This window comes from Anaerocolumna sedimenticola, assembly GCF_009931695.1.
GTDB classification, from domain to species: Bacteria; Bacillota; Clostridia; order Lachnospirales; family Lachnospiraceae; genus Anaerocolumna; species Anaerocolumna sedimenticola.
On sequence record NZ_CP048000.1, the window covers coordinates 2,692,871 to 2,717,394 of the forward strand.

The window sequence follows — 24,524 nt, forward strand, 5'->3', positions numbered from 1 at the left end:
TTATACCTATTTGGAGGTTAAATGACACAAATTACAGAACTGTACAGGGATAATGAATTAATTGGATTCCGAGTTGGGGGACATGCGAATTATTCGATTCCGGGGCGTGATATCGTGTGTGCTGCAATATCGGCATTAACCATTAACACGATCAATTCTATAGGTGAATTGAGTGATGCAGAAATGGAGATACAAGAGGGCTTGAATGGCAATATACAATATTGCGTGGTATCTAAGCCTGATATAATCACTCATACACTTTTAAAGGCAGCCTTGATAGGATATAAAAACATTGCGGAACAGTATCCTGAAAATGTTTCAATCGTAGAAAGGCGGTGATCCAAAAATCTCGTTTAGGGCGTACGTTAACGTCTTATTTTTATGTCCGGAATGACGTAAAACTATAAATCAACTTTACATGGGTGCTGACCCGTAAAAAGCGTAATGAAAGGATTGATAATATGCAGAGAAAATTTTTAAAAGATATGGGACTTACAGACGAACAGATAGAGCAGATCATGAAAGAAAATGGAAATGATATTACTCGTGAACAGGGAGTTGCTAACACGTATAAAACACAACTCACAGAACTAGAGGAAAAACTAAAGGCTTTTGATGGAGTTGATGTTAGTAAGCTTAAAGGGGAAATTGCAACATTAACAAGTGATTTAACCAATACAAAGGCTACTTACGAAAGCCAGATTGCTGATATGCAGTTTACGTCTGCACTGGAAAGTAAAGTAAGCGCTCTTAAACCTAGAAATACTAAGGCTGTTATGGCTTTACTGGATGTGGAGAATCTCAAGAAGTCTAAGAACCAGGATACAGATATTATAGCAGCTCTGGAAGCCCTAAAAAAAGATAATGGTTATCTTTTTGAGGAATCAAAGTCTAACCCAAGGGTAGTAACCAGTACACAAACAACCACTGACAATACAGATAAGAAAGCTGCAGCAAATGAAGCTTTTCGATCTCTGTTTAAGTCAGAATAACAAAGAAAGAATGAGGTAAGTAATATATGAACAGAATTAGAAAAATCGCAATGAATTTACAAAAATTCGCAACCAGTATTGTAAACAGAGCAGACGCTGAGGCTATTATAAGAGAGCAGATAGTCGATGCTATCGCCCAGGATACACCAAAGTCTTCTGTATTTATGGCTATGGCCAAGAAGCTCCCCAACATGACCTCCAAACAGACGAGAATCCGAGTGCTTGATTTCCTGCCTACTGCTTACTGGGTTAACGGTGATACCGGAATGAAACAGACATCTAGGCAGGCCTGGGATAATGTCTATTTGACAGCTGCGGAGCTGGCGGTAATCGTACCTATTCCGGAAGCCGTACTTGATGATGCAGAATTTGATATCATGGGTGAGGTCACTCCTCGTGTTATCGAAGCTATTGGGCAGCGTGTTGACTCCGCTGTAATCTTTGGAGAGAATCGACCTTCCGAATGGCAAAATGATATTATCACTTTAGCAAGACAATCCGGTAACAATGTTGCTCTTGGCGCCAGCCCTGATTATTATGCTAAAATTCTCGCAGAGGACGGAGTATTCTCAAAGGTTGAAGATGATGGATATGCCGTTTCTGGTGTAATCGCTTCCACCAACATGAAAGCTAAGCTTCGTGGGCTTCGTGATGATGCAAAGCAGCCTATTTTCAATAAGACGATGCAGGGTGCTACTCAGTATGCTCTTGATGGTGCTCCGATGTATTTCCCAGACAACGGATCGTTTAATACCGCCATTGCTCAGATGGTTGTTGGTGATTTCTCCAAGGCAGTATACGCAATCCGTCAGGACATTACTGTTAAGATCCTCACAGAGGGTGTTATTCAGGATCCGGTATCAAAAGAGATCGTTTACAACCTTGCTCAGCAGGACATGATAGCTCTTCGTGTTGTGTTCCGCCTTGGTTGGGCGTTGCCTAATCCTGCAACCCGTATCGATGAGGATCGTGTTGGCTGTCCATTCGCATATCTTGAACCAGCAACGCCTATTACCACTCAGGCAGTTACTTTTACCGTAAAAGATAATGCAAGTACACCTGTAGCTATTACAGACGCCAGGGTTAATGTTAATGGATCAAATATAAAAACTAATGCATCTGGTCAGGCCGTATTTAACTTAAGAGCCGGTATTTATCCTTATGCTGTAACACTTAAGGGATATACCAAGGTAACCGGTACTGTTACGGTTGCTGCATCTGCAGTGACACAGGCTGTAACGATGATCGCAGAATAGTAAGGCGGTGATGTACCGTGATCGATATTTTTGCGGATTATGAATTTTACAGTGGTACATATAAGGATGAAATGGGGGAAGTGATAATCCCCAGGAGTCCTTTAAAAAATGGACCATTAAGTCAAGTAATTTGATTAGGCAATACACTTTTGGAAATATAAAGGAATCTGCTGATATCCCGGAAAAGGTGCAATATTGTTGTTGCGAACTTGCAGAACATCTCTATCAATGCGATAAGAGAGACAAAGAAAATGATAACGCTGGTATTGTATCAGAGAAAGATGGAAGCTGGTCGGCAACCTATGAAAGCCGTGATAAGGTTAAGGAAAATGACCAAAATACATCCAAAAACATTATATATGACTGGTTGGCTGATACTGGTCTTTTGTATTGTGGGGTGGGGTAATGGCAAAAAGGACAACAAAGGTCACGATGTACCATTTTGAGGATAATAAGTACATAAGATTTGTATATGATCGTTGCTTCTGGGAAGATGATCAGGCAGCAAGCATCATAAAAACCGGATTATCCAGTGCAGACAGTTTGTACGTATCAATTCCCATGTCGGAGGCTCCTGATCTTGTGATAAGCAAAGGAAAAGACCTCATTGTACGTGGTGATATTGCTTTTGAAATCGATAATACATCACAGGCTACACAATCCACATCTCTTAAAGCATTAAAGGCAGAGAATGAGGTATTCACAATTAGTTCTTTTGCAAAAAAAGTCCATGGAAGCCCTAGAATGCAACACTGGGAATTAAGTGGAAAGTAGGTGATAGTATAGGGTTTAATGGCCATTTAGAAATTAAGTCTACCGATATAATGTTAAAAGCCCGGGGACTTGAGCCAGGAGGAAAGGTCCAGAAATTTATCGATAGTGAAGTTATTCGATTCATGGTACCGTATACACCGAGACAGAATAATATTTTAATTGATTCAGCTACGCTTGGAACGGTTATAGGCAGCGGAGAAATAAATCAGAATACTCCATATTCCAGATATCATTATTACGGTAAGTTAATGGTTTCCCCTGCTACAGGAAGTGCATGGGCCAAAAAAGGAGAAAAGAAAGTGTTAACCAACATAGATTTGAAATATAACGGTGCACCTATGCGTGGCCCTTTCTGGTTTGAACGAATGAAAGCCGATAAAAAAAAGGACATCCTTGACGGAGCCCGGAAACTGGCAGGTGCAAAGTGAACATAATTGAATTGGTAAAAGAAGTCGTATTGGGATACCCGAATATCACAGATTTACAGATTGATTATACGGAGGATTCTCCTGATAATTATGGATTGTATCCCACCGGTGATCAGCTGATAAAAGAATCTATTACCGGTAATCAAGACAGACAACACAATTTTGTGCTATATGCAATCTTTCAAAGCATTAATGACTATGAGAGAATGGCAAATAGCACTTTTTTATTAGACCTGGCTTATTGGCTTGAACATGCAGCCACAGGTCAAGAGATTGAAGTAACTATTAATGAGCATATTGTGACTGGAACGCTTATTAAACTAAGTAGTGCAAACGGTATGTTATATGGATATCAGGAAGGAACTTTGTCCGGTCCGGTAACATACCAGTTACAGATCTATGCTCAATACCATTTGGAAAGCGAGGTATTAATCTAAATGAAAATTGCAAGAAAATTCATGGCACATTTTATAGATGCATCTCTAACTAGCACTGCAGCTTATACCAGGCTCGGCAAAGATTTAGAAGAACTTAGTGTTGAAATGAATGCCAACGTAGAAAGTAACCCCAATATCTTAGGAGATACAAGTAAACGTATCGATAGTTACGAACCGCAGGCATCCGTTGAACCGTTTTATGCGGATGAAGATGACCCTATGTTCCCCAAACTGCAGGATATCATTGATAAACGGCTTGTTCTCGATGATTTGAAAACTACTACAGTCGAAGTGCATCTCTGGGAAGAGGATGAAACAACTGCAGGCTCATATGTAGCATATAAAGAAGATGCATTAATTGAAATCGGTTCTTACGGTGGAGATAGTACCGGTTATCAGATATCTTTTAATGTTCACAATATCGGAAATAGAGTCAAGGGGTTATTTGCACTTTCAACTAAGACTTTTACCCCGGATTAATCATAGGGCGGTTAAATCCGCCTTTTAAGGAGGAATAGTGCATGCAAAATATAAATTTTGACGATGGATATAAAGAGTTTAGTATAAATGGTGATGAAAACAGGGTTATAAGAATCAATCCTTCCGACTTTGGCTTAATTGAACGTTTTAATAAGGCGATTGAGAACATTGAAAATGAATTAGGTTCATTAAGTACCGATGTCCATTTGGATGCAAAAGGTGACCCTATTGAACAACTCAAAGAAGCAGCTGACGAGGTGGCAAAGGCTAGAATATATGTCAATGAGCAAATAGATTATATATTTAATAGCCCGGTAAGTAATGCTGTATTCGGGAATCAATCTCCATTGTCCAGCCCGGGAGGAATTCCTTTAGTGGAAAGGTTTTTGAATGTTGTTGGACCAATTATAAACGACATGATAAAAGCAGATGTAAAAGCCCGTGAAGCACGTATTAAAAAATATACTAGCCAGGTGAAGAAAAAATGATCGGGCGGTTACCTGATAGTTTAGAAGTGAATGGAATACAGCGGAATATCCGGAGCGACTTCAGGACGGCTTTACTAATCTTCCAGGCATATAATGACCCTGAAATGACCGACTGGGATAAAACTATAGTCATGTTGGATTGTTTATATGAAGATTTTGATTCATTTACTCAAGACGATATTCAGGAAGCCATTGAAAAAGGTGTATATTTTCTTGATGGTGGAAAAGATTTTGAAGAAATAAAGGCGTCACGAAAGGTAATTGACTGGGAACAGGATGAACAGATTATTTTCCCAGCACTTAATAAGGTTGCCGGTTATGAAATTAGATCAAAGAAATATGTACATTGGTGGACTGTTATTGGCTTCTTTTATGAAATCGGCGAAGGTCTTTTTAGTAATGTGCTTACTATACGGCAAAAGCTATATAGTGGGAAAAAGTTAGAAAAATATGAACAGGAATTTTATCGTAACAATAAACAACTTATTGATTTAAAAACACGATATACTGCAGAAGAACAGGCCGAAATTGATCGGTTAAATAAACTCCTGGGATAGAAAGGAGATAATAATTTGGCAGACGGAACACTAAGATTTGATACTAAGATTGATACGGATGGGTTTGAAAAAGATACCAGAACATTGAAAGGATCCTTAAATTCGTTTATAAACTCTCTGAAAGGTGTTGGTAATAACATTGCTAATGCATTCTCTGGTACGGGAAGCATTGATAAAACAGATAGCAGTATAAAGAATTTAGTTGATGAAATCGATCGATACAAGGATTCTTTATACTACCTGGAAAAACAGGGATTGTATTTTGGTGATAAAGAGTATGATGAAGCGTACCAAAGTCTTTCATTACTTGAGAATGAATTAAACCAATATAAAAAAGAATTATCCAGCGTAAATACAGAGCAAAATAAAACTTCTAAAAGTGCTAAAGATATGGGGAAATCCATGAAAAAGGCGGATAGTAATGTAAGCGGATTCAGTAAAACATTATCACTATTAAAAATGTCTTTACTATTTTCTGTAGCTTTTAGGGCTATGTCAGCAGCTACAACGGCAATTTCAGATGGGTTTAAAAATCTTTCACAGTATAGTGCAACGACAAATAAAACTTTGTCAGCGTTGGCTACATCTCTTCTGACATTAAAAAATTCACTTGCTACCGCTTTTTCACCAATACTTACCGCTATCACACCGGCATTACAGACATTAATCGGATATCTTACTACTGCTATTACAGTAATGGGAGAATTTTTTTCATATTTGATTACCGGAGCTACAACATTCACCAGGGCAAAAGATGCCCAGATTGATTATGCCGCATCCGTTAAAAAGGCGGCGCAGGAAGCTAATAAAGCACTGTCACCAATTGATAGATTAAATGAAGTCTCTGATGATAGCGGGGGAGGAAATGGTGGTTATACTGGTCCGAGTCCTAGTCAGATGTTCGAAGAAGTTCCAATTAATAGTAAGATAACAGATGCAGTAAACGGTCTTAAGAAAGCTTTGGAACCAACAATAGAAGCTCTTAAAAAATTAAACGAACAATTAAATCCTCTGAAAGCATTTGTTGCACAAGCGTTAATTGATTTTTACAATAAATTTCTTAAGCCGGTCGGAACATGGGTATTAGGAAACGGTATTCCTGGACTGGCAACCGCACTCGGCAATTTACTTAAAAATATTGATTGGAATTCACTGAATAAAGCATTAGCAAATTTATTCGAAGCGTTAGGAAAATTCACAATAGGAATCGGTCAAGGGCTTGTTGATTTTATAGTTGAATTATCCGATGGGTTATCACCTGTGATTGGTAAAACACTTGATGTAATAGGAAAAGGATTAGCTGTTTTAGCAGATGCAATAAATAGTCTTTCGCCACAAACTGTCCATGACCTAGGTATTTCGTTAGGTATATTATTCACTAGTTTAGCCTTTGCTAAATCATTAGCAAAAGTAGGGGCTATATTAAGTACATTGGGTGGTGGATTATCTGGATTAGCTGGAGGACTTGCAATGTTTGCAACATTAAATCCTATGGCATTTGTGGCTATGTTTAACGGGTTATTTGAAGATTTGGAAGCATGGGTTCAAGATAAAATAGCAGAAAAGTTCGGAGAAATATGGAACAAAATCCTTATTGTTTTTGCGAATGTTGGACTTGGAGCGGCAACGGGATTTTATCTTGGAGGTCCTATTGGTGCAATCATAGGAGCCTTAATTGGAGGATTAATTGCAGCTATTCATGAATTTGACTTTACACCTGTATGGGAAGCAATAAAAACTGGATTGTCCATGTTCCTTGGGTCTGTATTTAACTGGGATTCAACCAAAGAGTTATTTAGCGATATGATTGGATATTTTAAAGCTGCCTTAAACGGTGACAATATTATCGATATTGGTAAAAATATTGTATTCGGTTTATTTAATGGTGTAGTTGCAGCATTCGCTTTAATATTTGAACCATTCATCGATTTATTTATGGGTATCATTAATGGGGTAAAAGATTTATTTGGAATACATTCACCCTCTACAGTATTCGCTGAAATAGGTGGTTATTTAGTTCAAGGTCTGTTTAATGGTGTGAAAGCTATTATTAATACTGTTCTCCAGATATTTAAAGATCTATGGACGAATATTCAGAATGTATTTAAAGATATTGGAACCTGGTTTAAAACGAAATTCCAGTCAGCCTATGATACTGTAAAAGGAGTATTTAAAGGGATTGGAACATGGTTTGGAGAACGTTGGGCAGATATACAAACAGCATTCTCAGCAACCGGAACATGGTTTAAAACCACTTTCTCAACGGCTTGGGAAAATATCAAGACAGCATTTACACTTAGTAGCATAAAGACGTTTTTCAGCGGAATATGGACCGGAATTCAATCAGCTTTTAGTCATGTATCGAAATGGTTTAAAGATACTTTTACAGAAGCATGGACAAATGTTAAAAACGTGTTCAGTACTGGTGGAAAAATATTTGATGGTATAAAAGATGGTATTTCCGATGTATTTAAAAGCGTGGTTAACAAATTGATAGATGGTATCAATGCTATTATTACAGTTCCTTTCAATAAAATAAATAGTATGCTAAATACGATAAGAAGCGTAAGCATATTAGGAGCGAAACCATTCAGTGGGTTATGGAGTCAAAATCCCTTATCAGTACCCAGAATACCTAAATTAGCAACCGGTGCAGTTATTCCTCCAAATTCAGAATTTTTAGCTTTACTTGGTGATCAGAAACGTGGTACCAATATTGAAGCTCCCCTGGATATAATTGTCGAAGCATTTCAAAGGGTTGTAGGTGGAAGTTCTAGTACAGGGGATATGTTACATGTCACTATAACTCTACCGAACGGTAAAGTATTATTTGACACTGTGGTACAGGCTGAAGAAGAAAATTATAAATCTACCGGCAAACCTAGTTTTGTACATTAAGGAGGGGTGGTAATGACAGGTAACGGCTATGTAATAAAAGTTAATGGAACGCCATTCCCCAATGCATTATTAGCACCTGAGGGATATAGTAATACTCCAAATCGCCGGCAGGATAAAAACAGTTATACAGACGGCCGGGGAACTACACGCCGAAATATACTTCCAGTTAAAAGAACTACTTTTAAACTAAAAACAAAAGATTGGCTCACTTATGGACAGAAGCTTATTGTTCAAGCTTTTTTCCCTAACCGTGATCGTGTCACTGTTGAATGCTGGAACGATGAAATAAATGACTATGAGACAACCGTATTCTATGTTCCGGATATAGAGTACACAGTTAAAAAAATCATTAATGGTAATTTTTATTACAACTCTATTGAATTTGAATACATTGCATACGGGGAGGAATAACAATGTTAGATATATTAGATACAATAAAAGCATTATATAACAACGATATTCTTCCCCTGGTAGCGGAGAATGTGCCCAAGGAATTAGTTATATATTTCCCGGATTTAAATCTTACCATTGAAACAGATCAGGTGGTGGATGACAGTTTTTCACTGGAAGAAAAATTATGCAGTGATACTGATCTTGTATTTGGATCCTGTGAAGCCTCTATTATTAAATTTACTCTTGCTGACGTTAACCAAGATTTATCCGGAAAGGAATTTATTATTAATCAGATAGTAAATAGCTACACGGTACCGCTTGGTGTATACACTGTAGACAGTTGTAAGAAACAGGATGATTTAAGGTTTAAAGATATAACAGCCTATGACAGAATGAGGAAAGCAGATATTGATGTGGCGAACTGGTATAATTCACTTCCTTTTCCACTTACCCTGGCGGCGTTTCGGGCAAGCCTTTTAAACTATTTAGGAATCCAGGAAGAGTTAAAAGCACTACCAAATGACGCTATGATCGTCACTAAAACCATTGAGCCAAGTCAAATTAGCGGCAGGGATGTATTAAAAGCCTGTGAAGAAATAAACGGCTGTTTCGGGCATATAAACCGCTTTGGGAAGTTTGCACATGTTGTCCTAGAGCCAAGTTACGGATTATATCCGGCAGTGACATTGTTACCTGCAGATGATTTATTCCCTGTATCGGAAAATGATACTACCTATTTCGAGCAAACTTCTGCCGCCACTCAGGTAAGTACTGCAATGTGTATACCACCAGTCATATTTGAAGAATATACCGTAAAAGAGATTGATAAACTGCAAATAAGGCAGGAAGAGGGCGATATAGGCGCAATAGTTGGTACCGGAGCAAATGCCTATGTAATTGAGGGTAATTTTTTAGTATACGGTAAGTCCGCTGAGGAATTAAATACAATAGCTATTAATGCCTTTGGTAATATGCAGAAACGTCCATACCGGCCATACCAAAGTAATAACGTAGGATTGTCATATATCGAAGTCGGGGATACTATTGCTTTTAACCTAACCGATGTTATAGCTGGCTATGTATTTAAGCGTACCCTGACCGGGATACAGGCATTAAGGGATGCTTTTTCTGCACAGGGCAATGAAGAACGGAAACAGAATTTCAGTGTAAATAAGCAGATTATCCAGTTACAAGGGAAATCAGCTGTATTAAAGCGAAATGTTGAAGAGTTATCTAATACAATAACGGACGTTGAATCCGGATTAGAGTCTAAGATAGAACAGACAGCCGGACAACTGCAAGTACAAATTACGGATACTAAGAACAATCTACAATCTCAGATAACGCAACAGGCAGGACAGATAGAATTAAAAGTGGATGCCGCCGGGGTAATAGCTGCGATTAACTTAAGCGGTGAGGGTATTAAAATTGATGCGACTAAGCTTAATTTAAACGGATATGTTACTGTGACTAATTTAAATACTCCAGGTCAAACAATCATTGATGGTAGAAATTTAAAAACCGGAACGGTAACCGCTGATGAAGTAAGAACATCATGGGTATATGCCGGGAATATTAATGCTTCTCAGATTACAGCCGGTACCATGAGCGCTAATAGGATTTCAGGCGGCACATTAAGAGGCGTTACTATCATAAGTGAATACGAGGCTTCTTTTCCGTCAGTTAGAATACAGGGAACTTCTACCACTACAGAGATATTTGGTGGTAATATTGATTGTAATAATATTACCGTTGAATCAATTAACGGTGGAGAGCCTATAACAACTGATAATAAAAGAGACGAAATTAACATTTTATACTCTGCTACAACTGGAACCGCTCAAGTAACATCGAATGGTAATAACTTTAGACCCCATTCTTCTTATGGTGATAATGAAGTTTCATGTGGATCTCCGTCATATAGATGGACGCAAGTATACGCAGCAACATCAACAATTTCCACAAGTGATAGAAATCTAAAGGAATTAATCGGTAGTTTAACAGAAGCAGAAAAAAGAGTAGCGCAAAGAATAAAACAACTTTTTATTACATTTAAATTTAAAGATGCAATAGTAAAAAAAGGAGATAATGCCCGTATTCATATTGGTGTATTTGCCCAGGACGTAAAAACTGCTTTCGAAGAAGAGGGTCTAAATCCTTATAACTATGCTATGTTTTGCTCTGATACATGGTATGAGAAAGATGGAATGGCAGTTGATGGTAATGAAAAACCATACACAGCTGATAGCGATGGAGTAATGCAGATTACGAGATTAAGTCTAAGATACGAAGAGGTCTATGGTTTCCTATTTGCAGCGTCATAAGATTAAAAGTTGCTTAATTTTCCATTTTTCATTGTAATTTTTTTTTAGCTGTGTAATAATATGGCTAGGAGGTAATTATTATGAAAAATATAAAATTGATAAGTATAATTAGTTTATTAATTTCAATAATCATTATTCCTATACATGTTTTTGCACAGGAACATAAAAGTTTTACAATCGAAAGCATAAGTAATAGCGATTATGAACTATCTTTTGGGATCCTTAATAATCTGCCGGGCGCCGATGATTATGATGCATGTACAGGTAAAGAACTCAACAGATATATATTTCGAGGTGGCAAAGCTTACAAAGACGGAGTTATAGTTTATGGTCAATATGAATGGGAAAATCCTGATTATGTTATTAAAGATGGAGAACAGACTGTAACAATGCTCTTTAAATCTGATTCTGGTGAAATAGTAAAAGCTGAACTTGTGCTGTATGGTGTAAAGTGGGAAAATCCATATGCAGATGGTCCAAGTGAGCCAACTACGGACCCTGCAACAGTTGAAGAGCAACCCACAATTACAAAACCATCCCTTACTGCTTCTTCTATTGCGTTGGATAAATCTTCAACGTATGACATTAATATAAATGATAAGGTATCCGGAACTTATGCTTGGACAAGTAGCAATCCCAAGGTAGCAAAGGTAAATTCCAAGAATGGTTTTGTTACCGCTGTTTCAGATGGTACAGCTAAAATAACCTGTAAGATTACCGCTTCTGACGGCCAGGTATATACTTTAGTATCAACCGTAACCGTTGGAGTAGATGATAACTTACCCATCCTTACTGATGATGTAATAGACCTGAATGCAGGTAATCAATATGATTTAGGGGTTGAAAATCAGATAGCCGGTTCCAAATACAGATATAGAAGTTCGAACCGTTCAATCGCTACGGTAAACGTTGCCAATGGCATTATTACAGCTAAGGGAGTTGGAAAAGCAAATGTATACTGTACAATTACCACCCCCGATAAACAGGTAATCGTACTTAAATGTGAAGTAAATGTAAACAAATAGACAAAATCAATAACTAAGCATCTGCATTAAGTTGTGGGTGCTTTTATTATGCCTAAAATGGAGGTATTGAATGAAAGAAAAAGGATTTAACCTACAGATAGTAGAGTTGAAAGAAAATCTTGCAAAAGTACTTAATGAGGCCAAAATGCCAACGATGGTAAAACAGATGGCTCTCTTTGAAATATCTAGTCAGGTAAACCAGTTAGTAGCTCAGGAAATAGAAGCTGAAAGAAAAGCATGGGAAGAGGGTGAAAAGGATGGCAATAAATCAAGTAAAAGCAACGATTAATGGAACTACATACATCCTGTCTTATAACAGTAGTACTGGAAAGTATGAATCTACCGTAACGGCTCCGGGAAACTCGTCTTATCCATTAAGTGGACATTATTATCCGGTAAGTGTAGAAGTAACTGATACGGCCGGAAATAAGACCACTAAGGATGCTACGGACTCAACACTGGGGACATCATTACGCTTAACGGTTAAAGAGAAAACTCCTCCGGTTATTACGTTTACAGCTCCTACCGAGGGTGCTATGGTATCCAATAACAAACCTGCGATCAGCTGGACTGTGACTGATGATGACTCCGGTGTAGATCCGGACAGCATTAAGTTAACTATAGACGGCACGGTTATTACATCTGGTATTACGAAAAATCTCTCTGGTGGAACTTATACCTGCTCTTATACTCCTACGACGGCCTTATCTGACGGGACACATACTATTAAATTCGATGCATCCGATAATGACGGAAATGCTGCAACTCAGAAACAGGTAACATTTAAAATTGATACGGTACCTCCTGTCCTTAACGTATCAGCTCCGGTTAACAATTTAGTGACTAATCAATCAAGCCTGACTGTTAATGGCTCCACAAATGATGCTACCACAAGTCCAGTAACGGTAACTGTGAAATTAAATTCCGGATCCGCACAGGCAGTGACGGTAGATGGAAGTGGTAATTTCACTAAGACTTTGACCTTGGTAAATGGGGTCAATACAATCGTTATTACCGCAACGGACGGGGCAGGTAAAACCACAACAATCACAAGGACGGTTACTTTAGATACGGTAGCTCCTACAATCTCCGCTATTACTCTTACTCCTAATCCGGTAGACGCAGGGGCAACTTACATTATATCTGTTACAGTTACCGACTAATATGAGAGTATTTGGTAAGGTAGACGGAGTAGATGTAATATTTCAGCAAAAAGAAGGAGGCCGGTGGGAGGTACCGGTTCCCCTTGATACGGATGGAGAGTACGTGGTTGAAATCATGGCAGAGGATGAGGCTGGTAACATAGCCTACATGGCTAAAATGCTGTTTATTGTCAACAGGAATCAGCTTAGTGCGTATATGGTTCCATATTCATATTTGGCACAATTACAGGACAGTTATAACGCTTACCTAACAACTGATACATATACCGTGGAATTGCTGAGATAGGAGGAGATCATGCAAAGAATTAGATTTGATAGAGGAGAATATAGGCATGTGCGCATTTTGATCAAGTCAGCAACCGGAGAGGCCTTTACCATAAGAAATGCGTCATGGGAATTATCCTTAAAAGATGTGAACGAATCCTCTGGAGCTTGTACCATAGACGAACATATCATAGATGCTTATATTTCTCCTGCGCAGAAAGGTATCTATAAATTAAAAATGACCTATGAGATCGCAGACGAGACCCTGATAGAAGTAATAGAAGTGGTGGTGGATTAATTGGAGGAGATAGGAATAAAAGCAATCACCATTACCCCTAATCCAGTTGAGACAGGAAAGCAATTTTTAGTTAGCATCGAGTTAGATATTATATATCCGGACTCTTATTTATATCCGGAAGATACTTTATATCCAACTTATGCTGGAAAGGATACATAATGGCAAAAAGATATATTAGAATAAATAACGGCCAGGGCTGGGTTAATAAGCCTTCTACAGCAACGCCGGTAAATGATGTTAACTTAAACCACATGGACAAAGGTATCGATGATCTGGATAATGCGATTGAGGACCTATATAATGTTTTACCCCACTTAAAAGCAATAAAAGAAGTCGATGATTTTAGTACGGATTACTCTATGTATGAAAATGCCTCTAATATTGTAGATTCTACATCGGCTATTAATACCACAAATAAAACCCTAACCATAACCAAGGGAGTGTATTTTTCCAACTCTTATAAAGCTCATATGCTAATGTCGTATGGTAGGAACGTTATAATTAATACTGTATTTAGCCCGTCTAATCAATATCCGCAGATCGGACTAAGATGTAATGCAAAAGATTGCATAGGAGCATTGGTGTGGTACTTAAATGCAACTATGAACGGAATGAATCTATTGAAAATAAATAATAATTCGGGAGGACAAACAACTATTTATACGGGGCCAACGCATGATGGAAATACTACGGATGATATAGAGATGAGCGTGCGAAGTTATGAAAACATGACAGAGTGTATTTTTAGGCAAAATGGAAGAGTAATTGCAATGGGGCGATATATAGGTTCTGACTTTTATAGTCTGCAAGGGGTTGCTAATGGGTTAGGAGCGAATGGAATAGTTATTTATAAAAAATATCTGAAAGCAATGGAATTGAGAAATTATATCAATATTATATGTCTAGGCGATAGTAACACAGCCGGTAACGGTCTTACCCAAAAAGATACATACCCAGCATTATTACAAAATAGATTCTTTGATTATAATGCTGGAGTAATAAATAAAGGTGTGAGCGCGGATCGAATTGCAAACGTTGTGTCAAGATTGTCTGCAGATGTTTATGGCCAAAAAGTTACATCTGCCAGAAATATTGTAGTATTACAGATAGGCACTAACGATGCAACAGACGGAATGTCAGCAGCTAATATTTATAATAACATTGTAAATAATCTGGTAAATCCAATGAAGCAGAACGGGTTTGAAGTATGGCTGTCTACGATACCTGCAAGAGATAATAATTCTGGAGCAAGGACGATTGTTAAAGGGGTAAATAATCTTATTTTGCAGGATACGAACGCGGACAAGGTTATAGACTTTTATAATCGAATGGTGGACAGTAGCGATATTACAGTTCCGGGATTGCTACAGGCCGACAATCTACATCTATCAGCAAAAAGCACAAATTTGTTAGCGGCATTAATTGCCAATGAATTAAAGTAGTGGTCGCAGGCGTAACAGTTTGCGGCTTTTATCATTAAATAACGAGAGGTAGTTGGATGACAGAAACAGTCATAGTAGCATTAATCAGCCTTGCCGGTACATTGGCAGGGTCATTTTTTGCCCAGAGAAAAGGTGCGGCTTTAATTGCTTATCGATTAGAGCAATTAGAAGAAAAGGTACATGCCCACAATAACTTAATCGACAGAACTTACAAACTGGAAGAGGGCCAGCGCCTACAGGAAGAAAAATTAAATGTAGCTAATCACCGCATAGCGGATTTAGAGAAAGAGAGGTAATTTATATGGATTTAACATTTTTAACAGATTACATTAACTTAGTGGTTTTAGGCATTTGCTTATGTATTGGGTATGTGGTTAAAACAAGCCTGGATTTCATCCCGAACAAATACATACCACTTATCATGCTTTTGGCCGGAACATCAATTAATGCTGTTATGAATCTGGGTAATGTAAATGCTGCAGTTATTCTGGGCGGAATGATAAGCGGCCTGGCTAGCACGGGCCTATATGAAGCAATGCGTAATCTATTAGATAAAGGCGGAAAAAAGGAGGACTAATAATCATGAATATAAAAGAGACATGCAGAGATATCTATGAGTTAAACCCACTGGTTAAGGTTATGCTGGAACTGGCACTGATTGATATCCGTAGCCAGGGTATAAATCCTTTAGTGGTAGAAACATACCGGCCGGCAGAACGACAGAAATATCTGTATTGTCAGGGCCGATCCATAGCAGAGTGTACAGCTGCAGGTATAAGCAAATCATTTGCTGAAGCTTACAGCTGCCCTAAAGCGATTGAAGTAACCTGGACACTTAACAGTATACATATCCAGCGGAAAGCCGTTGATGTGGTACCACAGCGCAAAGTAAATGGTGTTATGACGGCAATCTGGAACAGCCAGGACAAAGAGACCAAGGCTATTATAAACACTATGGCTCGTTATGGTTTCGAACCAGGGGCCAATTGGGGAACGAATCCGGACAGTCCTCATTTTCAGGTTAAGGGAGATTTTACAACTCTCTTTTATTCTGGACATACAACCCAATATGTTACTATGGCGGTACAAATTGCCCTTAATAAGAAAGTAAAGGCAGGAATAGCCACAGACGGGGAATGGGGGCCTAAAACAACAGCTGCCGTAAATGCTTTCCGAAAGAAAAATAAATGGAGCGCAAACGGTAAGCTGGGCGCTACCGCTCTAAAGAAATTATTAACATAAATATAAAATCCCCGGTCGTAATGACCGGGAATAATTTATTCTATATCGGATAGATTTATTGTATCAAATTTTTTACCTGTATCCTTATCAACTATATCAATCAAAAATTTAATATCTGCATCTTTTATACCATTGAATTGCTGATATCCACTACTCCATATAAATAGTCCTAAAGCCGTAGGATCATTTTCTACATTTTTTTGATATTCATTTTTATCAACCGTTGAGACGAAATAAGTAAAATCCTTATTTACAGTAATTGCTTCATAATAAGGGAGCAAATTATCAGATAAGGAAGTTTTAAAATTTTCAGTTAAAAAATTCAAAATATCTTTTTGCTGAACAGTTGTCATTGTGTAAGTTGTTGTATAATCATCATTCAGTTTAGTCTTAGAAAATTTAATGGTACCTAAATATTTTGTTATTGCATCATTGTTTAGCATATTAGTTACTGTTACAGTGACTGTTTTTTCATTGACCGTAATTTTACATGTATATTTTTTACCGTTTATTGCTGCAGTAATATTTGCGGTGCCTTTTTTCATGCCTTTAACAACACCTTTAGTACTTACAGTGGCAATTTTTTTATTGCTTGTACTCCATTTTGCTGCTTTAGTGGTACCTGTTAATTTTAAGGTAACAGAACTCCCCACCAAGATTGTAGCTTTACTTTTATTAAGTTTAATAGTTGCAGCGTTAGCAGTTTGAACTGGTGCCGCTAATGCAATCAGAATGATGAAAGTCATTAGCACTGATAAGAATTTTTTCATTTATAACCCTCCTATGTAATAATATACCAATAGTATGGGATTAATTTATTAAATTGTCAATATAAAAATACCCCATGCACAATAGGGGTAGCGCATGGGGTTCATCAAGATCTTATACTGGGGAGCATATAGATCGAAAATATATTACCACAAATTACTATTGTATTCAACATGAAATTACATAAAATGCCCCATGCAATCTGGGGGAGAGCATGGGGCGCGTTTTGGATGCTAAGCGGGGTGCCTAGCAAGAATATTTTAACATATCTTTCATAATGTGACAATAAAAGTAGCCCGGTTTTTACCGGGCTATCTGCTCTTAGTTTGACATATATTTGACTTCCGTTTGACTTCCGGACACATAGTATTTTGTATTTTTTACTAGTATTTTATAGTACTTAAGTGATTTCTGAAAATTCATGCAAGTGCTTGATTTTACTGCATCTAAGCACTTTAATAAGGACGTTGTTTAAACAGATAAATTTAATAAAGTCGTAAAGTAAAGTATTATTTTTGGGAGGTGGGATTGGCTTAAAGTCTGTGTTTATGAGATTTTATTTTGTGTTTTCGGGGTAAAAAAAAGGCCCACCAGGTTGGTGGGCCTACAAAAAACTATTACATGCTTAGTTGCAAGAACCGAAACGGCAATATTTTAATATTTGTCTACATAATTCACTAAAATCGCAAGAACCAAAATTGAAACACATAATTTATATCCTCCTTTAATTAGCTGTCTTTTAGGAACAAATTAATAGTAACACATTTGTAACAAATATGTAATATATAAGTGGTGGAAGCTAAGGAGGTATATGGGAATGGTGGAATTATTAAGGAAGTATTGACTGACTCCTGATGGCTTAACGGATTTGCGAGGCCTGACTTTTAATATTATTGACAGAAAGAAAGATCTGCTGCAAAAAATCGTAATTATTATTAAGGAATTTTACAACAGATCAAAAGATATAATTTTATTACTTATTTTTTAAAGCCTCCGTATCAACTCCAGCTTCCTGCAGCGCTGTTTCTGCCGCAGTTAAAACTGCTTTACAGGTTATGGTGGCACCGGATATGGAATCTATAGAAAGGCTTTGTTTGGCTACGATTGATTTGACCACTCTGGGAGCAGCCTTGCCGCCGATATCCGGTGTTTCCTTTGAGGCATCAACCCGCATTGTACCAATTTTTCCGCTATCCGTTGTGGTTACTTCAACGGTGATATCACCGCCATAACCAGCAACAGTAGCAGAATATTTTTGGTTTTGCGGATTTTTAGTGTTTATATAGCTGCATCCGGTCAATAATAAACCGGATACCAGAAAAGGTATGATATAAAATTTTAAAATCATAAATTTTATACTTTTAAAATAAGCTGTAAATTTATCAATTAAATAAAATTGCATAGTAATATTCCTCCCAAATGATTTATGAAAATACATCTTAAGGCAGATATCCTAAAAATAAATGCAACGATCCCGGCAGAATATCCATAGATATATCAGATATAATTTGTATGCAAGTAAATCTTTTCTATATATCGTAATTGGATTTTGATAATTCTAATATTATTATAAACATTTATCAGTTTTTAAAACTGTTAAATACTTATAAATTTAATTATTTGGGTGTCATAGTCCAACGTAGTTTATTGAATGTTGCCAGTATGTTAGAATCAAAGAATCTATATCCTTTAATTTATTGTAAAAAATATTTATTCTTTCTAATCTTTTTATTAAATTTTCCGTTATCTCCGGTTTTTTATTAACATAAAGTAAGTAAAATGGTATAATACGTAAAAAAGCATTATATATAAGTGAATTCTAGGTGGAATGTATATCTTGCTTACATAAATGAAAATTAGAAGGAGGTATAAAGATGACAAATTCACAATTGTATGAAACAATTTTTAAACGGAAGTCAATCCGAAAATTTGACATGACACCTCTTGATGCTGCTGCTTTATCAGGTATAAAAAATTATGCGGCAGAAATAAGACCACTAGATAAAGAAATAAAATATGAGTTTGTATATTTAGTAACAAATGATGTGAAAAATCTTTTGCCGATTAAAGCTCCCCACTATATCTGCATATATTCGGAGAAAAAAGAAGGATATCTCACAAATGCCGGTTTTCTGCTTCAGCAGATGGACCTTTATTTTTCGGCAAATCATTTAGGCAGCTGTTGGCTGGGTATGGCGAAAGTAGCGGGAGATATACCGGATAAAAAGAACAGTATGGAATTTGTTATTATGATTGCTTTCGGTAAGACAGACGAACCGCTGTATCGAAGTGATATTGCCGAGTTCAAGCGTAAAAACCTTACCGAGATTACTAATTTAACAGATTGTAAGGAGCTGTTGGAACCTGTTAGGCTTGCACCGTCGGCATCGAACTCACAACCCTGGTACATCAGCGGAAGTAAGGAAGAAATTATCGTCAGCCGTAAAAGTTTAAATATTATAATGGCACCTATATATAATAAAATGAATCAGGTTGATATTGGCATAGCATTATACCATTTATGGCTTTCTTTAGAATATCATGGCTTTACACCTGATTTAGCTTATGAGAAAGGAAATGTACCTAAAGGTTATGATTATATGGCGACCGTACATGTAAGAAAAACACTTTCATAAAAGCAATGATAAAGATGCCGCCTTATGGCATCTATTACAGGAATTAGTCTGCTAAGGGCAGCGGAATGGGAGGAAATAATGAAGACAAGAGTAAATCAAAAGAACGGGGATAACCTTTCCATATTAGGATTTGGGTGTATGCGTTTTCCTACCAGGGGAGGCAGTATTGATGAACCCAGAGCCACTGCTATGGTTCGGGATGCCATAGCAAAGGGAGTTAATTATTTTGATACGGCCTATATCTACCATGGGGGAAAAAGTGAATCTTTCTTAGGTTCCGCATTAGCCGGCGGTTACCGGGAGAGAGTCAAAATAGCTACGAAACTTCCTCCGTTTATGGTAAATAAATTAGACAATGCCAAGAAAATATTTGCTACACAGCTTTCCAGATTACGGACCGGTTATATTGATTATTACCTGTTACATATGCTTACGGACAAACCCATGTTTGACCGATTGAATTCTCTTGGAGTATTGGAGTGGATGGAGCAGTTAAAAGCAGAAGGCAAAATCCGAAATATCGGATTTTCTTTTCATGGAAGTAAAGCGGATTTTGAAAAAATAGTTAAGGCTTACCCCTGGGATTTCTGCCAGATACAATATAATTATATGGATGAAAATAATCAGGCGACGAAGGACGGATTGCAGCTTGCAGCAAGTCTTGGAATTCCTGTCATAGTCATGGAACCCTTACGGGGCGGAAAATTAGTCAACAATTTGCCGGGAGAAGTAATCAAAACGTTTAACAAATACGATGATAAACGTTCCCCTGCCGAATGGGCCCTTAGATGGGTGTGGAATCATCCGGAGGTTAATGTATTATTATCCGGAATGAGTACCGAAGAACAATTAGCTGATAATATCCGAATTGCCGGTGATGTAGATGCAGATTCCCTAAGTAAGGAAGAACTTAATATCTTTGAAAAAGTAAAGTCAGTAATGATGGAAAAGACAAAAATACCTTGTACTGCCTGCGGTTATTGTATGCCATGTCCTGCCGGTGTTGATATACCTGGATGTTTTTCCTGCTATAATGACAAATACCTGTTAAATGATAAATCCATGCGGTGGAAATATATGCAGACTCTTGGTGCAATGTCCGTAAAACCTGCTAATGCTTCCAGGTGTAAGGAATGCGGCAAATGTGAGACACATTGTCCGCAGCATATAGCGATTCGCTCCCAATTAAAGACGGTAAGTAAAGAGATGGAGGGTTTTTTCTATAAACCCATGGTAGGTATTGTAAGAAAGGTAATGAAGATAAAATAATTTTGGGGACTGAATTCCATATAGTAGAATTCGGTCCTTTTATAGTCTTTCTTAGCACAATATGTCATTGCTTTCGTTGAAAAATAGGAGTATGATTAGGAATGTAAACTCATATATATATAAATATCGAGGAGGAGATGGTAATATGGTGTTATATTATATAGCAGGAGCTGTTGTCGGCGGATTACTTCTATTGTATTTGATTATATTCAAAATATTAGGCCTTAGGGTAATAGATTCCGACGAAGTCGCAGTAATTGAAAAATGGTGGAGCATGAAAGGTTCCTTAAAGGATTCCATTATTGCTCTCAATGGAGAAGCCGGATATTCACCGGATCTGCTTCGTGGTGGTATTCATTTCAAATCCGTATTAATGTATAAAATTCATAAGTATCCTTTAATCACAGTACCGCAGGGTCAGATAGCTTATATATTTGCACGTGACGGTATGCCGCTATCCCCTACTCAGACCTTGGGTAAGGTAGTGACGGAAGCAAATAACTTTCAGGATGTACGTGGATTTTTACAAAATGGCGGACAAAGAGGACCTCAGAGAGGAATACTAAGAGAAGGTACTTACGCAATAAATTTAGCACAATTTATCGTAATTACCCCAAGTGATATAAAAGCAATTAACACCGGTTCCAAACAGGAACGTTCCGAACTTGTGAGCATGCAGCAGACACTTGCCGCAAGAAATGCGTTCAGCCCAATTGTAATTATGGGTAACGGAAACGAATCCAGTGACCTAATGGGTATCGTAACCGTACATGATGGCCTGCCTCTGGAACAGGGAGAAATTATCGCAGAAGATGTTGGACCGGAACATTCTAATTTCCAGGATCCGGAGAAATTCTTAGAACTTGGCGGCAGAAGAGGTAAGCAGATTCAGGTCTTAACAGATGGTACGTATTATGTAAACCGCTTATTTGCAACCGTGGAATTCAGACCGAAAACCGTAGTCCCTATTGGTTTTGTAGGTGTTGTCGTATCTTTCTTCGGTAAAGAGGGCGTGGACACCACAGGTGCCGATTATAAACATGGTGAGTTAGTCGGAGTAGGCTGCAAAGGTGTTTTGGAAAAACCTTTAATGCCAGGTAAGTATGCATTTAATACCGATGCAGGTAAAGTTGTATTGGTTCCGACAACCAATATTATCTTAAAGTGGAACAAAACCGAAACCGGTGAACACAAATATGATGAAAACCTCACGGAAGTTGACATAATAACCAAGGATGCATTTGAACCCTCCCTTCCGTTATCCGTTGTTATGCATATAGACTATAAGCAGGCTCCTTGGGTAATCCAAAGATTCGGTGACATTAATATGCTGGTCAACCAATCCTTAGACCCGTTAGTCAGCGCATATTTTAAAGATGTAGCCCAGACTAAGACATTGATAGAGTTAATTCAGGAACGTAGTGAAATCCGTGAACGGGCTGTTCTTGAAATGAAAGAAAAATTCCAGAAGTATAATCTGCAGTTGGAAGAAGTTCTTATTGGTACGCCGAAAACAACGGCAAATGACTTGCAGATTGAAAATATCTTAACCCAATTAAGGGAAAGACAGATTGCAGAAGAAAAGAAGATTACCTATCAAAAACAACAGTCCGCAGCTGAAAGTGAGAAATCACTCAGGGAAGCTCAGGCTATTGCTGAACAGCAAAGCTTCTTAACCAAATCTAAAATCCAGATTGAAATTGAAGGAAACAGCGGTGCAGCACTTGCAAGTAAAGCAGAACAGGAAGCAAATCAGATTGTTGCCCTTGCTAAGGCGAATTCCTCCAGAATACGCTTAGAAGGTGAGGCAGAAGCTTCCAAAGAGACTAATGTCGGTCTGGCAAGAGCTCAGGCTATTGACGCCCAGGTTAAGGCATATGGCGGGGCTGAATACAGGGTTATTCAGGAAGTTGTTGATAAACTGGCAGATGCAATTAAGAATTCACAGGTAGACATTGTACCTAGAACAGTCGTTAACATGGGTAACGGAAACGGCAGTCAGGGTGATACCGGCAGCAATACCGTTATGGATACCTTATTAAAATTTATTACTTTAGATAAACTTGGAGTAAATCTGGAACATTCATCAGAACCCACCCTTTCTGCCCAGGAAATCAGAAGACCTGCAGGTGAGATTCAGGACGAAGAAAATATTAAAGATTTGAAAGACATGAATCCGGATCCGATAACGGATACCGGTAAAGTATCCCAGGCGCAATTATAGTATCTGGATACAACAAATTGTTAGGCACAGGGTTTCATTGCGAAACTATAAAATATAGCCGGTATACCAGGAAAGCATGACGAATTGCTAACCCATGGTATACCGGTTTTTTATTTTTTATGTATGTCACAAAGAGTATCGAATCAAAAGGATTAATTCAGACATCAGACATCCCCATTGCTACATTACATCTTTTGTAGTATGATTAGAATAATCAGTTATTTCATAGTTATATAGGTAATTGCGAAACTATGTAGTTTTTCGAATATACCATCCAATTGATACGAATTTTATAGCTTCAGTTACCCTCAGGGCAAAATTCAGCTCTAACATTGTATCAATTGGATGATATGTAGATACAATATTGGAGTTTCGCAATTATCTATCATAGTTTTTATTGAAAGGAATTATAAATATGCCCAAGTCAAAAATGTTATCGGAGCGAATAGCTGATGATATTTTATCCATGATAACAATTGAGAAGCGTTTTCTTCCGGGAGATAAATTGCCCAATGAAAATGAATTATCGACGGAATTAAATATCAGCCGGACTACACTGCGGGAAGCCATTCGAATTCTGGTAACCAGTGATGTTCTGGAGATAAGAAGGGGAAAAGGTACCTTTGTAACGAGTTACGCCAACAATAGGGAGAATTTTGGATTCGAGGAATTTAACAGTGTTAAAGTAGATGCTAAGGATTTATATGAGATGCGTCTGATATTTGAACCGGAAGCAGCTTATTATGCCACGGAGCGTGCCACGGAAAATGAATTAAAGAGAATTATACAATATGGCAGAAGGGTTGAGCAAAAAATCATTAATGGAGAAGATAGAACGGAAGAAGAGCAGGCTTTTCATAAGTCCATAGCCAAAGCAACCCATAATGAATTTATGAATAAACTAATGCCGATTATTTATCAGGCAATTCACAAAGGGGTCACTCTTTCAAAGAAAAATGAACAGGCGGTTAAGGATACTTTAAACGATCACCGTATGATTATGGAGTTTTTGGAACAGCGGAATCCAATGGGAGCAAAGACGGCAATGAAGCTGCATATTCTCCATGCCATGAAAGAACTTGACATCTGATTTACCACCATTTACCAATTTAATAATTTATTGCATACGAAACAACTCTATGATATATTAGAAAAATATAAATCAT

The 24,524-nt window shown here is 37.7% G+C and carries 29 protein-coding genes; 27 read left to right on the forward strand and 2 right to left on the reverse strand.

From position 1 onward, the window contains the following. Positions 1–21 precede the first annotated feature (21 nt). The 23 genes from Ana3638_RS11850 to Ana3638_RS11960 all read left to right on the forward strand — a co-directional run bounded on the left by Ana3638_RS11850 (position 22) and on the right by Ana3638_RS11960 (position 16,461). The gene (locus Ana3638_RS11850) at positions 22–339 is read left to right on the forward strand and encodes a ribosomal-processing cysteine protease Prp (RefSeq protein ID WP_161838209.1); all 318 of its coding nucleotides are present in this window, start codon (positions 22–24) and stop codon (positions 337–339) included. A gap of 122 nt (positions 340–461) precedes the next feature. After that, positions 462–992: a phage scaffolding protein gene (locus Ana3638_RS11855; protein WP_161838210.1), complete on the forward strand. Its 531-nt coding sequence runs from the start codon at positions 462–464 to the stop codon at positions 990–992. Positions 993–1,018: 26 nt separating this feature from the next. After that, positions 1,019–2,248 (forward strand): phage major capsid protein, encoded by a 1,230-nt coding sequence (locus Ana3638_RS11860; protein ID WP_246241040.1) that lies wholly within the window; start codon positions 1,019–1,021, stop codon positions 2,246–2,248. Positions 2,249–2,378: 130 nt separating this feature from the next. Next, the gene (locus Ana3638_RS11865; RefSeq protein WP_161838211.1) at positions 2,379–2,654 is read left to right on the forward strand and encodes a head-tail connector protein; all 276 of its coding nucleotides are present in this window, start codon (positions 2,379–2,381) and stop codon (positions 2,652–2,654) included. Further along, positions 2,654–3,022: a DUF6751 family protein gene (locus Ana3638_RS11870; protein ID WP_161838212.1), complete on the forward strand. Its 369-nt coding sequence runs from the start codon at positions 2,654–2,656 to the stop codon at positions 3,020–3,022. Before Ana3638_RS11865 ends, Ana3638_RS11870 begins: the two co-directional genes overlap by 1 nt. Before the next feature lie 50 nt (positions 3,023–3,072). Then, on the forward strand, positions 3,073–3,450 hold the full coding sequence (locus tag Ana3638_RS11875; RefSeq protein ID WP_161838213.1) for a minor capsid protein: 378 nt from the start codon (positions 3,073–3,075) through the stop codon (positions 3,448–3,450). Continuing rightward, on the forward strand, positions 3,447–3,887 hold the full coding sequence (locus Ana3638_RS11880; protein WP_161838214.1) for a hypothetical protein: 441 nt from the start codon (positions 3,447–3,449) through the stop codon (positions 3,885–3,887). Before Ana3638_RS11875 ends, Ana3638_RS11880 begins: the two co-directional genes overlap by 4 nt. Further along, on the forward strand, positions 3,888–4,367 hold the full coding sequence (locus Ana3638_RS11885; RefSeq protein WP_161838215.1) for a hypothetical protein: 480 nt from the start codon (positions 3,888–3,890) through the stop codon (positions 4,365–4,367). 41 nt (positions 4,368–4,408) lie between these two features. Then, positions 4,409–4,855, forward strand: coding sequence for a hypothetical protein (locus Ana3638_RS11890; RefSeq protein WP_161838216.1), 447 nt, complete (start codon positions 4,409–4,411; stop codon positions 4,853–4,855). After that, positions 4,852–5,412, forward strand: coding sequence for a Gp15 family bacteriophage protein (locus Ana3638_RS11895; protein WP_161838217.1), 561 nt, complete (start codon positions 4,852–4,854; stop codon positions 5,410–5,412). Before Ana3638_RS11890 ends, Ana3638_RS11895 begins: the two co-directional genes overlap by 4 nt. Positions 5,413–5,427: 15 nt before the next feature. Further along, positions 5,428–8,310 carry a phage tail protein gene (locus Ana3638_RS11900; protein ID WP_161838218.1) on the forward strand — a complete coding sequence of 961 codons (2,883 nt, stop codon included), beginning with the start codon at positions 5,428–5,430 and terminating at the stop codon, positions 8,308–8,310. 12 nt (positions 8,311–8,322) lie between these two features. After that, a complete protein-coding gene (locus Ana3638_RS11905; protein WP_161838219.1) occupies positions 8,323–8,721 on the forward strand; it encodes a DUF6711 family protein in 399 nt (132 codons plus the stop codon). Between the two features lie 2 nt (positions 8,722–8,723). Beyond that, positions 8,724–11,027, forward strand: coding sequence for a tail fiber domain-containing protein (locus Ana3638_RS11910; protein ID WP_161838220.1), 2,304 nt, complete (start codon positions 8,724–8,726; stop codon positions 11,025–11,027). An 80-nt stretch (positions 11,028–11,107) separates the two neighbouring features. Continuing rightward, a complete protein-coding gene (locus tag Ana3638_RS11915) occupies positions 11,108–12,052 on the forward strand; it encodes an Ig-like domain-containing protein (protein WP_161838221.1) in 945 nt (314 codons plus the stop codon). A gap of 70 nt (positions 12,053–12,122) precedes the next feature. Next, on the forward strand, positions 12,123–12,341 hold the full coding sequence (locus tag Ana3638_RS11920; protein ID WP_161838222.1) for a hypothetical protein: 219 nt from the start codon (positions 12,123–12,125) through the stop codon (positions 12,339–12,341). Further along, positions 12,310–13,215, forward strand: coding sequence for an Ig-like domain-containing protein (locus tag Ana3638_RS11925; RefSeq protein WP_161838223.1), 906 nt, complete (start codon positions 12,310–12,312; stop codon positions 13,213–13,215). The genes Ana3638_RS11920 and Ana3638_RS11925 overlap by 32 nt, the downstream gene beginning before the upstream one ends. A gap of 1 nt (position 13,216) precedes the next feature. Next, complete coding sequence (locus Ana3638_RS11930) at positions 13,217–13,501, forward strand: PF13754 domain-containing protein (RefSeq protein WP_161838224.1); 285 nt, start codon at positions 13,217–13,219, stop codon at positions 13,499–13,501. A 9-nt stretch (positions 13,502–13,510) separates the two neighbouring features. After that, positions 13,511–13,777 (forward strand): hypothetical protein, encoded by a 267-nt coding sequence (locus Ana3638_RS11935; protein ID WP_161838225.1) that lies wholly within the window; start codon positions 13,511–13,513, stop codon positions 13,775–13,777. After that, on the forward strand, positions 13,778–13,936 hold the full coding sequence (locus Ana3638_RS11940) for a hypothetical protein (protein WP_161838226.1): 159 nt from the start codon (positions 13,778–13,780) through the stop codon (positions 13,934–13,936). It begins immediately after the preceding gene. Next, a complete protein-coding gene (locus Ana3638_RS11945; RefSeq protein WP_161838227.1) occupies positions 13,936–15,219 on the forward strand; it encodes an SGNH/GDSL hydrolase family protein in 1,284 nt (427 codons plus the stop codon). Before Ana3638_RS11940 ends, Ana3638_RS11945 begins: the two co-directional genes overlap by 1 nt. Positions 15,220–15,275: 56 nt before the next feature. Continuing rightward, a complete protein-coding gene (locus Ana3638_RS11950; RefSeq protein WP_161838228.1) occupies positions 15,276–15,515 on the forward strand; it encodes a hypothetical protein in 240 nt (79 codons plus the stop codon). Between the two features lie 5 nt (positions 15,516–15,520). Continuing rightward, positions 15,521–15,796 (forward strand): phage holin family protein, encoded by a 276-nt coding sequence (locus Ana3638_RS11955; protein ID WP_161838229.1) that lies wholly within the window; start codon positions 15,521–15,523, stop codon positions 15,794–15,796. A gap of 5 nt (positions 15,797–15,801) precedes the next feature. Then, entirely contained in the window at positions 15,802–16,461 is a 660-nt protein-coding gene (locus Ana3638_RS11960) for a M15 family metallopeptidase (RefSeq protein WP_161838230.1), read from the forward strand. A 35-nt stretch (positions 16,462–16,496) separates the two neighbouring features. Here the strand turns inward: Ana3638_RS11960 and Ana3638_RS11965 are convergent, their stop codons facing one another. Together Ana3638_RS11965 and Ana3638_RS11970 are read right to left on the reverse strand one after the other, a co-directional pair. Then, on the reverse strand, positions 16,497–17,231 hold the full coding sequence (locus Ana3638_RS11965; RefSeq protein ID WP_161838231.1) for an Ig-like domain-containing protein: 735 nt from the start codon (positions 17,229–17,231) through the stop codon (positions 16,497–16,499). A 971-nt stretch (positions 17,232–18,202) separates the two neighbouring features. Next, on the reverse strand, positions 18,203–18,631 hold the full coding sequence (locus Ana3638_RS11970) for an FMN-binding protein (protein ID WP_161838232.1): 429 nt from the start codon (positions 18,629–18,631) through the stop codon (positions 18,203–18,205). Between the two features lie 472 nt (positions 18,632–19,103). Between Ana3638_RS11970 and Ana3638_RS11975 the strand changes: the two genes are divergently transcribed. The 4 genes from Ana3638_RS11975 (at position 19,104) to Ana3638_RS11990 (ending at position 24,448) form a co-directional block, all read left to right on the forward strand. After that, positions 19,104–19,865, forward strand: a complete 762-nt coding sequence (locus Ana3638_RS11975; protein ID WP_161838233.1) for a nitroreductase family protein — start codon at positions 19,104–19,106, stop codon at positions 19,863–19,865. 78 nt (positions 19,866–19,943) lie between these two features. Next, positions 19,944–21,134: an aldo/keto reductase gene (locus Ana3638_RS11980; protein ID WP_161838234.1), complete on the forward strand. Its 1,191-nt coding sequence runs from the start codon at positions 19,944–19,946 to the stop codon at positions 21,132–21,134. 145 nt (positions 21,135–21,279) lie between these two features. Continuing rightward, on the forward strand, positions 21,280–23,358 hold the full coding sequence (locus Ana3638_RS11985; RefSeq protein WP_161838235.1) for an SPFH domain-containing protein: 2,079 nt from the start codon (positions 21,280–21,282) through the stop codon (positions 23,356–23,358). Between the two features lie 415 nt (positions 23,359–23,773). Further along, positions 23,774–24,448, forward strand: a complete 675-nt coding sequence (locus Ana3638_RS11990) for a FadR/GntR family transcriptional regulator (RefSeq protein ID WP_161838236.1) — start codon at positions 23,774–23,776, stop codon at positions 24,446–24,448. The last annotated feature ends 76 nt before the right edge of the window (positions 24,449–24,524 follow it).